Source organism: Parabacteroides goldsteinii DSM 19448 = WAL 12034, assembly GCF_000969835.1.
Taxonomy (GTDB): domain Bacteria; phylum Bacteroidota; class Bacteroidia; order Bacteroidales; family Tannerellaceae; genus Parabacteroides; species Parabacteroides goldsteinii.
The window spans coordinates 444240-459127 of sequence record NZ_KQ033912.1; the positions used below are offsets into that span (position 1 = coordinate 444240).

The 14888-nt window shown below is 48.0% G+C and carries 8 protein-coding genes; 1 reads left to right on the top strand and 7 read right to left on the bottom strand.

Annotation, left to right across the window (positions count from 1 at the left end):
• Positions 1 to 157: 157 nt before the first annotated feature.
• From HMPREF1535_RS02030 to HMPREF1535_RS02055, 6 genes are all read right to left on the bottom strand, one after another.
• Positions 158 to 3466 carry a DUF4906 domain-containing protein gene (locus tag HMPREF1535_RS02030; RefSeq protein ID WP_046145150.1) on the bottom strand — a complete coding sequence of 1103 codons (3309 nt, stop codon included), beginning with the start codon at positions 3464 to 3466 and terminating at the stop codon, positions 158 to 160.
• A 21-nt stretch (positions 3467 to 3487) separates the two neighbouring features.
• Positions 3488 to 4702, bottom strand: a complete 1215-nt coding sequence (locus HMPREF1535_RS02035) for a hypothetical protein (RefSeq protein ID WP_046145151.1) — start codon at positions 4700 to 4702, stop codon at positions 3488 to 3490.
• 7 nt (positions 4703 to 4709) lie between these two features.
• On the bottom strand, positions 4710 to 5879 hold the full coding sequence (locus HMPREF1535_RS02040) for a fimbrial protein (RefSeq protein WP_244275553.1): 1170 nt from the start codon (positions 5877 to 5879) through the stop codon (positions 4710 to 4712).
• Positions 5880 to 5882: 3 nt separating this feature from the next.
• Positions 5883 to 6899: a FimB/Mfa2 family fimbrial subunit gene (locus HMPREF1535_RS02045; protein WP_046145152.1), complete on the bottom strand. Its 1017-nt coding sequence runs from the start codon at positions 6897 to 6899 to the stop codon at positions 5883 to 5885.
• A gap of 12 nt (positions 6900 to 6911) precedes the next feature.
• Positions 6912 to 8720 carry an Mfa1 family fimbria major subunit gene (locus HMPREF1535_RS02050; protein WP_046145153.1) on the bottom strand — a complete coding sequence of 603 codons (1809 nt, stop codon included), beginning with the start codon at positions 8718 to 8720 and terminating at the stop codon, positions 6912 to 6914.
• Positions 8721 to 8945: 225 nt separating this feature from the next.
• Positions 8946 to 9698 carry a DNA-binding domain-containing protein gene (locus HMPREF1535_RS02055; RefSeq protein WP_046145154.1) on the bottom strand — a complete coding sequence of 251 codons (753 nt, stop codon included), beginning with the start codon at positions 9696 to 9698 and terminating at the stop codon, positions 8946 to 8948.
• A gap of 727 nt (positions 9699 to 10425) precedes the next feature.
• Between HMPREF1535_RS02055 and HMPREF1535_RS02060 the strand changes: the two genes are divergently transcribed.
• Entirely contained in the window at positions 10426 to 10851 is a 426-nt protein-coding gene (locus HMPREF1535_RS02060) for a transposase (RefSeq protein ID WP_010802327.1), read from the top strand.
• 319 nt (positions 10852 to 11170) lie between these two features.
• On the opposite strand, the gene metH is transcribed toward HMPREF1535_RS02060, so the two are convergent.
• Positions 11171 to 14863, bottom strand: coding sequence for a methionine synthase (gene metH, locus HMPREF1535_RS02065; RefSeq protein WP_046145155.1), 3693 nt, complete (start codon positions 14861 to 14863; stop codon positions 11171 to 11173).
• Positions 14864 to 14888 lie beyond the last annotated feature (25 nt).

The window sequence follows — 14888 nt, forward strand, 5'->3', positions numbered from 1 at the left end:
ACAGTAATCAAATCCACTCAACAAGATCAGATTAACGATAATAAAAAACCCTCTTACATATATGCATTTCTTCCTCATAAGCCCACCTATAGCTATTGATTTCCAAAGATAGATGTTTTTGCGAGACACTGTCCGATATTATACAAAATAATAGACTTTATTCATCATTATTATCACGCACACATCTGGCATAACCTACGACATCCGTTCCCGGCGCACATACTATCTCCTGCTTATCATACTCCACTCCAATATACTCGACAGACAATGCGCTTCCACTATACCGGGTACACGACCACATGACCCGACCGACAGTCTTATCCCACAAATTATCCGTAAACTTAAACAACATAGCCATCGCCTCACAGGAATTAGGCAAACGCCAGGTCCCTTTGTCCGAGCGATCGGTCTGTTCCGAATAATTGTAACATAAGTTACGGGCCTCGTTCCAAGTGACAGGAGAGTTACCTGCCCCGTAAAGTAATTGTTTTGCCGTGATAAAACTACGATACGGACGGGCGGCCGCCTGGAACTGTGTATGACTTCCCAATGAACCGACACCGATATACGAACGCAGTGCCGTAGTACTTAGCTTATTATATGTAATTATATAATTTACACCCGTACTACCCGGTGCCGGAGAGACGAACGCCAAACCTTCATGTGCATAGCCGGTGCCGGTATAAGGTGCATGTGCCTGCATCACCGGCGGAGTACCCAGATTGCGAGCGCACCGGATATAGCAATTCTTCCTGTCCGTCTCACTGAATGAGCCGTCTTTCATCCAGTCGATCGCAGCTCCCTTATTGGCTACCAGGATAGCCAGTCCCTTCGATGCGTCGAAAGTGCTGGTTGCATAACACAGATTATCCCCCTTCTGCAAACGGGCCTGATAAAGCGGGTCATCCATCAGGAAAGTACCAACATAGAGGTGCATCATCTGTTCTTTAGCCGGTACATACCATACAATCTCATCCAGATCGATCAGGCCATTGCGATTGTTGTCTCTGTTGCGTGAAAGTGCAGCGACATTGACATAGCGACTGCTTCGCGCCATAGGCCACCCTGCACCACTATCGGACGTCCGATCGGTCACCGGAAAGATTCCGTTCCCGCCTTTCCAGGTAAACTCACCAAGGGCTTCAATCACTAGAACTTTGTTATCCCAAAGTCCTCGACAGGTATTATCGAGCCCGTCGGCAGAGGTGGAAGAAGCGGAAAGCATAGGCGCGTCAGACGTTATGTTATAGTTTCCTCCATACTCGTCCGTATGTTCGATACCGAAAGCCTTGTAGGTCAGTTGTTGCCCGCTTTGTCCCGGCGAATATAAGGTCTGGATGGAACGTTGCCGGATATTCATGCCCGAACGGGTGTAGCTACTGTGACCATCGGCACTCGTATCCATTCCCTGAAAAACACTCATCGTACGGTCGGCTGCATTACAGAATCTCATCCAAAATGTATTCGAAGTCGTTCCGGTCACCGGGTCCTGGATATAATAATATTCATCGACATAGACTGTGAAATAGCGGTAGAGGTAAAAATAAGCACCTCCGTCGAGCACGATATAAGGATCTTCCTCACGCCCCTCGATCTTTTTCCCTTTTGCTAACTCCGCGTTATAGATATTAATCCACGACTTCAGGTGTTGCAATAGAGTGACAGGTCCCCATAGCTGTACCGGATTACTGACCGAGCTTTCCCCCGACTCCAGGTCATACGTATAAGTATAAGGCAAGCCGTACCCGCCGGTTTCCTCTATCCGCCGGTGCAGCGTCTCCGACAGTCCTCCGTAAATATCGTTTCCCAGATAAGCAAAATGTACCCATCCGTCATCCAGCATGATCGACCGGTCGCTGCCTCCGTCATCCTGAAGCGTCACCGATACCGGACCGGAAGTAAAAGGAGTATTCACTGTATAAGAATAACCGGCACCGGTCTGATTCATTCGCGCAACCACACTCTTGAGATTCAGTCTAACCAGCCGCTGTTCATAATGTGCATCCGCCTGGAAATCGAAGTCCGAATCGACTACATTCCCTTCGGCAGCGGGTTGGTTCTCAACGCCACCAGCCTCCGCCTCGACCCGGATATTATCCACTCCGCCGACTGTAACCGTATAAGTATAATTCGAATTACGCAAAATACGATAGTCGTTCAGCTTATCCAGCTCTTGCTGTTCCGAAGAACTGCCTACCATTGATTTTTCCATATTCCCTTCCCCGATATATCCCAGATGGATGAGATAGGTTACAGTTGCCGAACATTGCTGCGTAATGCCTCCCAGCACCTTTTCCGCCGGATTGTAATATTCACCCTTCAAAACGACATAGGCGGCATTACCGGGTGCATATTTAAAACTGCCGTCCGGATTTTTCTTTTCACGTAACATATATGCTTGATCGGAAGTAAAGCCGGAATCTTCGTTCCACGACAATCCTTCGGCCTCCATCGCTGTTTTCACCTTATCGACACTCGTGAAAGGGGCAGCCGGAGCATGCCGGTTTTCAAACGTATAAAAGGTAAAGCTACTTGTTACTTTGCCATCGGCAGAGGTTTCGTCGATATAATTACCATTCATATCGGTAGTTCCTCCTAACTCTTCCGTTCCCGAAAAACAGGGACTGTTCTGTTGCCAATGCACGAACGACCGCATATGCAGGTTTTTCACCTTCCATGATTTCAGTTTGAAATAAGCACCCGACGGCAATCCGTCCGCCAGTTTTACAACGAAGTTAAACCGGGCATCCAGATGATGAAGCCGGATGGCCCCATTTACAGTCCCACCCGTAGTTTTCTTCATTATTAAGCGGCCTGTTGCGACATCACTATCCAGTACAAACTGTTCTGCACTCGCATAAGGAGAATAATCCGGCGAAGAAGAGTAATGTCCGGCAGAAAGCAAACTGCCCTGCAACCGATCGACCAGCGCCAGGCTCCTCCCACTCTCCGGCTCCGCATCCGTTGCCGTCTTAAACACATCCAACCGAGCCGTTATACTTTCCAGTTCAGCTTCATTGGCTGCATTGTGAAAAGCCTCCAACATCTCTTTGTTGTTCGACAACTGGTTAGCCGTATTCAGATTGGCAACGGCGAATATCCGAACAGAGTTGCAGGAGACAGCAGGAATACCGACCTGTATATTCCCGGAAACATCACGCGGGAAACTCTGCGTATCAGGAAACCATTTTCTCGACAGGACCGGATGAGTCGCCGGACCACCTGTCGAAGTCATATCCAGAATAAAGACATAGAGCGATGAGATATGTTTCTCTTCCTCTTCCGAAGCCCGTGTAACCACATGCAGGGCGGGATCGCCGGAAGTGACCGAGAGGGTCAGCGTGCCGGGAATCCCTTCTTCCACTTCCAGGACACCACCTTTACCGGCCATCTCATCACGGCACGAGGCAAAGATGAAAAAGAAGGAAAGTGTAATCGACCAAACTGGGATATTTCTATGTTTCATTGCCTGATATTTACGTAATACTCATTTAAATTCGGGAATATCGACCGAGGGGCGGTCGTTCCAGTCGCGCATCTCAACCGTCACGTCTTCCAGTTGAAGCGCACTGGTGTTGATTGTTGAAACCACCTGATAGGAATGGTTACGCAGGAAACCATAATGCTTTTTGCCGCCTATGCCCCCTGAACTGTACAGGGGTGCGGTCAATGTACGTGTTTTTGTACCTCCGCTACCGGTAACAGTAATGTCGAGGGTGATCGAAGGCGCCTCCCTTTCATCGTCACAAAGATACTGGCAGGTACGGAAATAGAGAGGGGCCGCACTGGATGACTCTGCATAAAGAGTCATAAGGGTTCCCCCTGTAGGTTGCTCCCCATTCGTATTAATATTCCCTTTGGCATCTTTAAACACTCCCGGACCATTGGTGGCGGCAGACCATACCAGAGAACCTAAAGGCGTTTTATTATCCGCTTCATTCTCTTCCAGAAACAAATAACCCTGGTTGCTCGTCTTGTCAATAGTGATCTTATCAATTTTAATCTTGTCACTGGAATTACCTGTAAACAGGAACGAAAAACCGATGCGGCAATAAATCCGCTCCAACGGCATATGGAGAAAAGATACGCCGCCTTCCACTTTCATCGACTGTGCCATAACCGGATAATCGAGAGCTGCCGAAAGACCATTGGCTTTTACGACTAGTTTTTTTAATATATCCTCTACATTCTGGTTGATCGGTTGACGGCTCCACAGATATTTTTGTACCGCATCTTTGATCTGAGTATTATAGGCAGTAAAAGATTTAAAAACGTCAGTATAGGCAGGTTCCAACTGTTCAACATTCGCTATAACATATAAATTCACATATTTAATTACATCTCCCCTGGCATTCCTTTCAAAGAGCGAACTCATGATAACAGCCGTATCCCCTCTGATCTCTCCCCAAGTCCGCCCGCTACCCAGCGGATCGACACCCGGAGCATGGAATATATTAACAATCGAATAACTTCCCCGGACAATCCCATAGACATCGAGAGATTTTATACCATCCTCATTTCCTGTCGTCGAAGCATACGGACCAGCATCCGCCTTTGTAAAAGTTGAAGGAGTGAACACAATCCTCGTAAATTTCTCTCCTTCGGGAAGTTCTTCCCCTACCGGTAATTCCTTTGTACATCCGGATATCAGCAATAATGTAGCCAACCGGATAATCGTTCTATACAGTGTCCGATATTTCATATTCACTTCATTTTGTCGTATCAGTATAATCCGGATAAATATCTTCCTTCTCCCACGGCTTTATATCACAGATAATATCGGAAGCACTCATATTGATCCGAACCGTCAGATAATCATTCCGCTTCAAATAAGGCAAGGCGAAAGTCCTATCGCGTCCGTCATCCAAAACGACATGTATATGGCTATACTTCGTCTCGTCGATCAGTCCCTCCCGTGTATCGCCCGGCAACGTTGGACCAAAATAGTTTTCATACAGATAATGCGTTCCGCGGTCAAACTCCAGCCACTCCTGCCCCGAATGATTTTCTTGCTTGCCATATACATATCCGACAGTTCTCCTCAAATCAGCCGCCTCCGTCATGGAAGGAAAGTCGATCGTCCACTTATCATTCTCCACGGCATATTTTGGAAACAGAAACGTCCGTCTGTTTGCCTGCAGGATTTCAAACGTTTCCAGTTGAAAATTATTACTCGGAAGTTCATCCTTCACCCGGCAGATCAGGCGGACTTTGGCAACAGCACGGATAAGGTTGAAAGTATCAGACCCGTCATCCAACACCAAATTCCCCTGTGCAGTTCCCTCAGACCCGGCCTTGGTATTGTTCAAGGTTATCCAGCCTGTCACACTCATCGACATGGGTATTCCCCTTCCGTCTTTAAGGGCTATCATGATCTGGTCCTGTTGTAAGCCATCCGCCAGGTTTCCGCTGGTACGATTATCGTGATGGTCATTCAGTTCCATCGTCCGCAAATCCTGTAGTTCCGCCTGGGTATAGCTGGCGAGGTTCGTCCGTAAATCAATTCCGGGATTAGCCACCAGATAAAAACGTTTATATCCGGGAGTGACTTCCATCTTAAAAGTATATTTTCCGTCTGTACCCTCTGCCATATCATACACGCTGAACCTTTCCGCTTCGCAATACTGGCTGGTACCGATGTTGAAGACAAAGACATAAAGCGAATGGATAGCCCTTTCCTCTTCCGACCCGGCGTCGGTATCGCCGGAGACGGAAAGCGGGGTGCCGCGTACCGTCATTGCCAGTACCACCTTACCGTCGTCGGGATCGTCTTTCCCGTCCTTCTGCCCGATAAGCACCTCATTGGAGCAGGCAGCCAGAAGCCAGGCCGACCCCGCCAGCAACAAAGCTGAAATCATATGTCGGGTGATTCCTTTCATTTCTTATAAATCCACAGAGCCGGGACGCAAAGCCCAGCCGTTAATAATAATCAATCCGTCAAACCAGTGTTCCTCTCCCGACTTGCCTTCCAGAAAGAGGGTGATGGTGAAAAAGTCCTGCCGGTCGAGGTATTCCTGGTCGGACAGGATACGGCTGTCCTGCTCCCTTTGCGTCATCAGGAGGTATTCCATCAGCGGAATATCAATCAAGGTCGCATTGCCGGAAGCATCGGTAATATGCAACCGCATGGCATCGTCTTCCAGCAGGCGCGAGAGGGACAGTTCGGCTATCACGTTCGAAACAGCCTCTGCGCCGCCGGAATCCTCGCCGTCCGTCCCATCCGTTTGCAGGTAAGGGCGGTACACCAGGGGGCGGCAGTCGAGCAATGTATTGTCGTAAGCCAGCCGTCCGTTGCCATGCGGGCATAGTATCCTGAAACCGTAATCGGCAGCATGTAGGGTCGCTCCGTCACGCCGTTGAAGGATGACACGAAGGATATTCGTATCTTTGACAAGCCTGAGCGTATCGGTCCGCTCCGTACCCGGCCGGGGGACGGTGACTGTTTCCTGCATCGCCTGCCAGAGCGGGGAAAGAGGTTTGTCGCGGGGGACTTCGCCATTGCCGTCGCATTGCAGGGTGACCACCAGGTCTTCCGGTCCGGAGATACCCACCTGCATGCCGGAAGGTTCGAAGCACCCTTCTTTCAAACCTGCCCATGCGACCAACTGGTATTTGCCGGGGTCAAGCGGCAGAGGCAGGCGGTAACCGGATTTGCGCAAGGCTTCTCCTCCGTCGCTGAACGTGCGGAGGTACTTCCCGCCGGCATCGAAGACATAGACGGAAAGGCTGTCGACCTCATCGGCAAACCGGTCGGTAAACTCCATATTGTAATCGTAGCGAAAACAAACGGAGTAGGCCTGCGGGCATTCCGCCAGATTGTCATGAATGCAAGAGGTAAAGACCGGCAGGTATAGCAGCCCGGCCACCAGCAATCGCCATATACGAACAGGTTCAGTCATACAATCCGGACTTTATAAGTCGATGTTATGGTCTCTTTTGGCCCATGCAGAGATTTCGATATTGCAATTGATATAGGCCGTCTGGGTATCGACGGGTTCATCCGGATCAATGGGGATGGTCGGTTCGCCCGGTTGCTTGATCGAGTTGATGGTTACGGTGTACCAGTTGTTTCTTACTACGCCGTAACGGCCGAGTTGGGCTTGTTCATACTCACCTTCCTTCACCCAAAGGGAACCGTCAGCCGGTGCATAACCGCCTTCGTCATCCGTAAAGTGACGGATAAAGATTTCGTAGTAACAGACGCCTTTGTCGTATTTCTGGATTCTTCCCATGCTGGAATGGAAAGCGTCCAGGGAGGCTCCGGTCAGTTCGATTGTACCAAAACCGGTTGTTTTTTGATAAGATACTTTATACAATTTATAATGTAAATAACCATCGGACTTCAAAGTGATCTTCCATGTATTACCAGAAGAAGTACCTGTTAATTCATCACTTGACTCAGCAGTTGTAATGCCATCTCCATTATCAGGAACATCAGGCATGTCACCATCTTTATTCAAATTATCATGTGCCCACTTTATTATTTTCCAATACATATTCTTTGCCGAATAATGTTCAGCCACTGTAGTGAACGACCACCAGGTCTCATCATCATCCATTGTATTATTACCTGTCGATGTCGCCTTCGTTATATCCGGAATATATTTAGCCTTGACAATCAGACGGGTTACCTGGGATTTATACATCCAATTATAATCGCAGGTATTTTCCAGGCAATATTCAACGGCATCAGTCCAATCGGCATTATCCGTTACAGATGTCGGAGTCGAGAATTGAGATTCGGCAACAGTCCGGTTATAATTGGGATCGACCGCCCAATGGATACGTGCAGGATTCGCTTTAGAAGGGCAAATTGCATTCTCCCATAAAGGACTGATAGTAGACCAACTCGTTACAACCTTGCGAAAAGGGAAAGCCTGCGTATTGGCATTACCGAGCGTCCACCCCAGGATAGTTATCTTATCGCCTGAATGGCTGAGGCCATCTGCCACTGTAAAATAGGATGTGCCATCATCCCCCACAACATATTTATCTCCAGCTTTCAGGCTCACCTTGGCAACTACTCTTTCTACGTTAATTGCCGTAGGATTACTTCCAGCTGTCACTTCATTACTACTTATAACACATTTCGTTAAGGTCTTCATATCCGATTCGCTGTAAACGGGAGCGGAAGTCATCAGAAAACAGTCATGGGCAGTACCCAAAAGTCCCTCCAGATTGCCACCGGGAATAGGAAGCGCTTTGTTAATGGTACTAAAAGGACTTCCCAACTTCAAAAGCTCCTTTGCTATTCCTTCGGTAGGCCCCACATTAAGCAAAGCCAGTACACGTACGGAGTTACTGCTGATTGGAATAGCACCGGTGCTGAACTTTTTAGTAGTAACCCCGGCATCACCATCTGCGCTATTATCCGGTAAAATCGTTCCGGGCAAAACAGTTCCCGTACTCAGTTCAGCTTTGGTAGAGACGACTTCCGATAATACAAAATCATCTTCAGCCGTAGCACTTTCCTCCTGTCCTTCAGGAGCACGAAAGAATAGAAGCGTCAGGTCAGACACTTTATATTCGCCTTTCGTACCGGCATCGTAACCCAGTTCTGCCTTTGTTTCAGAACTCACTGTCGGCAACTTGATGGTGACCGAGGTATAGGTATCTTTTTCGGGTTGCGGGTTACCCTTATCATCTTTCACTTCGTCATTCGTACAGCCCACCAAAAGCGGTGCCAGCAAAGCTGCCCAATAGAAGCAATTCGTTTTCATACTCTTATTCTGTTAGTTTAATTATAATACATTCGTGCCTAAGAAAAAACACCGGTTGCCGATAGAGCGAAAGGGATGGTTGCCGATGCCTCGAAAAGGGAGGTTCCCACCAACGCGAAAGGGGCGGTTGCAGGTCTGGCAACAAGCCTTTCGAGGCACCCTCGAAAACGGTTTCGCACTATCGGCGAAAGTAGTTTCGCGGGTGCCTCGAAAGCAGAGGGGCTGTCACTCGATTTCGGGACGGTCGCCACCACCTCCCGGCTGGGCTATGGATACAGGGATTGTCAGGGAGCGGGGGGATTTGCGAAGGGCGTTTTTCCCTTTCATATATTGAGTGGTAATTGTCAGTTCATAGCTTCCGGGTTGTAGGCCGGCAGGAACAACAAACATGATTTTCGAAGGGTCGTTTATTCCGAACATGTCGCTTTCGACCTTAGTCACGGCATCGGTCGCAGTATTGCGGATTGTAATGCCGACAGACGGATCGTCACCCACCACCCGAAGGTAAGAGCCGTGGATAGCAAAATTACGTCCCGGAGTCATACTGCCGTCAATCATACCATTGCTACGGTCCTCCGTATCAACCACGTACATAAGACCGGGTTTTTCGCCTTTAATGACGACTTCGGTCTTAGCAATCTCTTCACGGAGGACTTTATCCTGGGTAAAGACAACATAAATACCATTCTTCAGAGGATTCCAGAGCCCTTTTTCGACTATTCCGGTAAAACGGGGAACGGCATAGAACAGGCCGGTATTCACATTATAGCCGTTCATCAGGAAGCGGGCCACCATACGTTGGAAAAGGGTTACTACATGAACGAGAGTTTCTTCGCGAAGTCCGGTATCTTCCGAACGCATTTCCGCATAAATTTCGGGAAGGCCGACATTTCCGGCAGGGTCGAGCACTAAAATCTGGTCATTCGGGTCTGCCGTAACGCTGTTATCAGTCAACCATCCTCTTAATTTGTTTTGCATAATACTAGCTTTTTAAGATTAATAATTCTTCACTACGCATTTTACGGGCGTTGTCTGCCGTCAAATCATCACCGGACCAAACGTTCGTTTCAACACGCCGACAAATCTATGCCTTTTTTATCATCTCGCCAAATATTATTGTATTTTTTATATATTATAAAACAATCCTAAAAGATCAATCCACAGATAGGAGATTTCTTTTAAAGAATAATTTCAGAGAAATAGAATCATTTTAAACCCACCAACAACCAACCTTGTTTATCAAAGACTATACTATCCAAATAGCATAACAAGCAATTACTACCTGTTATAAAAGAAGGATTAAACCACATTTAAAATGTAATGATTTTCATAATATCTTACTGTAAAAAATAACACTTTCAAAACATCGGTTATTGTATAAAATAATAGAATAAAAAACTCTTGTATCCCCCCTCTAATTAAGCCACCATATCCAACCATCACAAACTCAAACTCAAACCCACATAACAAAAAGCAATCGGAAAACACGAATGCCGCAGGCTCTCTTTTGCCGTTGGTTGAAACCAACGGCAAAAGAGAGCCTATAGCAAAAGAGAATCAAAAACATGAGAAAGAAAGCTAAAGACATAAAAGAACTGCGACACCAGGATTTACCCTGTTTAAATTATTTGAAAAGAAAAATCTTCGCTTTGAGATAATTCAAATAATTATCTCTACATTTACCGCAATTTTAAAACCATTGACTATGTCTTACGTATCTATTCTTATCCATTGCGTTTGGAGCACTAAAGACAGAGCTCCGTTATTAAAGAATCCACATTACCGGTATGAACTATTTGCTCATATACGAAAGTACTCAAAATCAAAGGGTATTCTTACCGACTATATCGGAGGATTCACAAATCATGTACATCTCTTGTTATTTCTTAAACCAGGTCAATCGTTGGCCGAAATAGAGAAATTAATTAAAGGAGAGTCTTCCCATTGGTATTCCCAAATGAAATACGGACATTTAGAGTGGCAGGATGATTATTTTGCTATTTCGGTAAGTCCGGATCGGCTGGAGACAGTTCGCCGATATATTAGAAAACAGGAAGAGCATCATAAAAAGTATAGTTTCGGAGAGGAATATGAATCTTTTCTGAAAATACTCCACAAAGAAGGATTGTAATATTGTTATAAGGTATGGCTTTATACCAATACCATATGCCATGTCTCATATCCCATATGCCATGTGGAGCATAGCATGCCGTAGGCTCTCTTTTGCCGTCAGTTTCAACTGACGGATCTAAAAACAGGAGGCAAAGCCTCTTCCTTTGCGGACTTTAGTCCCTTTATTATTATTATTAAAGGGGTTAAAACCCACAGAGGAATCCGGCAAAGCCGGAAAATTTAATTATCCGTCAGTTGAAACTGACGGCAAAAGAGAGCCTGCGGCACGAGGCGAGCCTCGTTTAAGAGATAATTATGGGAATAATTTTATTCTTTATTCAGGATATATTCTTATTCAACAATTTTTTAGCCTCCGCTTCCGACAGGTTGCGACGGGCGGCGTAATCTTTCATTTGTTCTTCGTCGATCGAGCCGATCATAAAGTATTGTGAGTCGGGATGGGCGATATAGATACCGCTTACCGTTGCTGTCGGGTACATGGCGCCGTTTTCCGTCAGTTTCACATGGATCTGCGACATATCGAGCAGGTTGTCCAGCGTATAATTCAATAACTGGTCGGGCAATGAAGGATAACCGATTGCCGGACGGATACCCTGATATTTCACTTTGTACAGGTCAGGGATCGACAAGGCTTCGTCCGGAGCATACCCCCAGTATTCCTTGCGGACTTTTTCATGGAGATATTCCGCCAAGGCTTCCGCCAGACGGTCCGTCAATGTTTGAAGCAACATGGAATTGTAGGTGTCCCCTTCTTCTTCCAGCTTATTCTTCAAGTCTTCGGCACCGACACCGGCGGTAACGACAAACGCCCCCGCATAATCGGTACGGCCTTCCGACACCGGCATGATATAATCGGCCAGCGATTTATAAACGCCCTCCTCCTTTTTCGACTGCTGACGCAATACCGGGATCGCGATCTCTCCCATCCGGATCGTATCGCCATCGCTGTTAGCCGGGAAGAACCCGTAGATGGCCTTACAATATTCAGCCTTCATCTCCACCAGGCGGTCCAGCAGTTTGACGGCGTCTTTATACAGTTGCATGGCTTCGGCAGCCTTGGCACGGTCCTCTTCCGGAAAATCTGCCAGCCAGGAAGCGCGGCAAGCGTCGCAACCGTGTATCTGGGTGATATCGGCAAAGCGGCCGTTCAGTTTCCAGGCGGTAAAGAAGAATGTCCAGTGTATATACGGAATAATTTCCTCCAACGGGATATAAGGCAATACATGGATACCCATCTGATTCGGAACCACCGGCGTATACCCCTTCCAATCTATCTGCTGAGGATTGGCACGAGCTTCGCTCAATGAAACCAGCACTTCCTTTTTCTTTTCCATGGAAGCACGCAAGGCTTCATATTCATTATTCAGGTTTTCGATATACGCATCACGGGTATCCGGATTCAACAACTTAGCTGCGATCAACGGATTCTGCGACGCATCGAGCACATGGATCACCGGATAGTCGTAATGAGGAGCGATCTTGATAGCCGTATGCAATTTGGAGGTTGTTGCACCACCCACCATAATAGGTATGGTCAGACCTGCTTTCTGCATTTCGTCCGTCACATGTACCATCTCTTCCAGCGAAGGGGTGATCAGGCCGGACAGGCAAACCAGGTCGGGCTGCTCCTTCATGGCAGTCTGCACGATCACTTCGGCAGGAACCATCACACCCAGGTCGATCACTTCGTAGTTGTTGCAGGCCAGGACGATCGAAACGATATTCTTTCCGATATCATGCACATCGCCTTTTACAGTAGCAAAAACCACCTTTCCGGCTTTTGCCGAGCCGGCTGCCGATTTCTGCGCCTCGATGGCCGGTTGCAGGATAGCAACTGCCTTTTTCATCGTGCGGGCAGTCTTCACCACTTGCGGCAGAAACATCTTTCCGGCCCCGAACAGTTCGCCGACCTTATTCATGCCGCTCATCAACGGACCGTCGATAATATCCACGGCACGCAGATACGCCTTCAACGCCTCCTGCAAGTCTTCTTCCAGATGGTCGCCGATACCTTTTATCAGGGCATATTCAAGACGTTCCTTCAACGGTTGTTCACGCCAGGCTTCATGCTTTTCTTCCGTTCCGCCCTGTTTCTCAACGACCAGGTTCTGGGCATAGGTGATCAGTTCCTCTGCCGCTTCGGGACGGCGGTACAGGATCACATCTTCCAGCAAATTGCGGAATTCAGGTTCTATATCTTCATACAGTACGGCCGATGACGGGTTGACAATCCCCATATCCAGTCCCTTGCTGATAGCATGGTAAAGGAATACGGAGTGCATCGCCTCACGTACATAATTATTTCCACGGAATGAGAACGACAGGTTACTGATACCGCCGCTCACCTTCGCACCCGGCAGGTTCTGTTTGATCCATTCGACGGCACGGATAAAATCGAGTCCGTATCCGTTATGTTCTTCCATCCCGGTTGCGATTGCCAGTACATTCGGGTCGAATATAATTCCATTCGGATCGAAATCTATTTTCTCCCGGAGGAGACGGTAAGCGCGTCCGCAGACTTCGGCTTTCCGTTCGAAAGTATCCGCCTGCCCTTTTTCATCGAAAGCCATCACCACGGCGGCTGCCCCCAACTGTTTGATGCGGGCGGCATGGGCCAGGAAGACTTCCTCCCCTTCTTTCAGCGAGATCGAGTTGACAATACTCTTTCCCTGCACACACATCAGTCCCTCTTCAATCACTTCCCATTTGGAGGAGTCGATCATAACGGGGACACGGGCGATATCAGGCTCGGAAGCGACCAGGTTCAGGAAAGTAGTCATCTCCTTCACCGCGTCGAGCATTCCATCGTCCATATTGATATCGATCACCTGGGCACCGTCTTCCACCTGTTTGCGGGCAATGGTCAGTGCCTCTTCATAGTTTCCTTCTTTGATCAGACGCAGGAACTTGCGCGAGCCGGCCACGTTACAACGTTCGCCGATATTGATAAAGTTATTTTCTTTCTTTACTTCCAGCAGTTCGAGGCCCGACAGCCACAAGCAATCCGGTTTCGGAGCCGGCACATGCGGCTTCGCTCCTTTTACCAATGCCGGATACTGGGCGATATGGGCCGGAGTCGTACCGCAACAGCCACCGATAATATTTACCAGTCCTTCTTCGATAAACGGTTTGACATGGACAGCCATCTTTTCGGGTGTCTCATCGTACGTACCGAAACTGTTAGGCAACCCGGCATTCGGATAGGCACTGATAAAGTAAGGGGCATGCTTGGCCAGTTCCGCCAGATAAGGCTTCATATCGGCCGCACCGAACGAGCAGTTCAGGCCGATGCTGACCAGATTGATATGCTGGACCGATGCCAGAAAAGCACCCAGCGTCTGTCCCGACAACGTGCGTCCTCCCTGAGCCGACAACGTCAGGGACAACATGATGGGCAGGTCTTTGCCTTTTTCCTTCAATGCTGTTTCAGCTGCCTCGAGTCCGGCTTTCACGTTCAGCGTATCGAAGGTCGTCTCGAAAAGGATGAGATCGACACCGCCGTCGATCAAGGCTTCCACCTGTTCCTTATATGCTTTATATACATCTTTATAGGTAACGGCACGGTAAGCAGGGTTGCTTACATCGGGGCTCATGGAGGCAGTCTTGTTGGTCGGACCGATCGAGCCGGCAACAAAAATAGTCCTGTCGGGATGCTCCGCCATGAACTCGTCGGCCACTTCGCGTCCCAACTTACCGGCGGCCAGGTTTATTTCGCGCACATATTCCTGCATGGCATAATCTTCCATCGAGATCGCGTTGGCATTGAATGTGTTGGTGGCAAAAATATCGGCCCCGGCATCCAGGTATTGCCGGTGAATGGATTTGATCACGTCCGGACGGGTGATACACAACAGGTCGTTGTTTCCTTTCAGTTGTCCGGGGAAATCGGCAAAACGGTCGCCGCGATAATCCTGTTCATTGAGTTTGAACCCCTGGATCATGGTACCCATACCACCATCCAGTATCAGGATACGCTCCTGCAGAGATCGTATAAATAATTCTTTAGTCATAGATATGTTGTTTCTTTATGAAAAG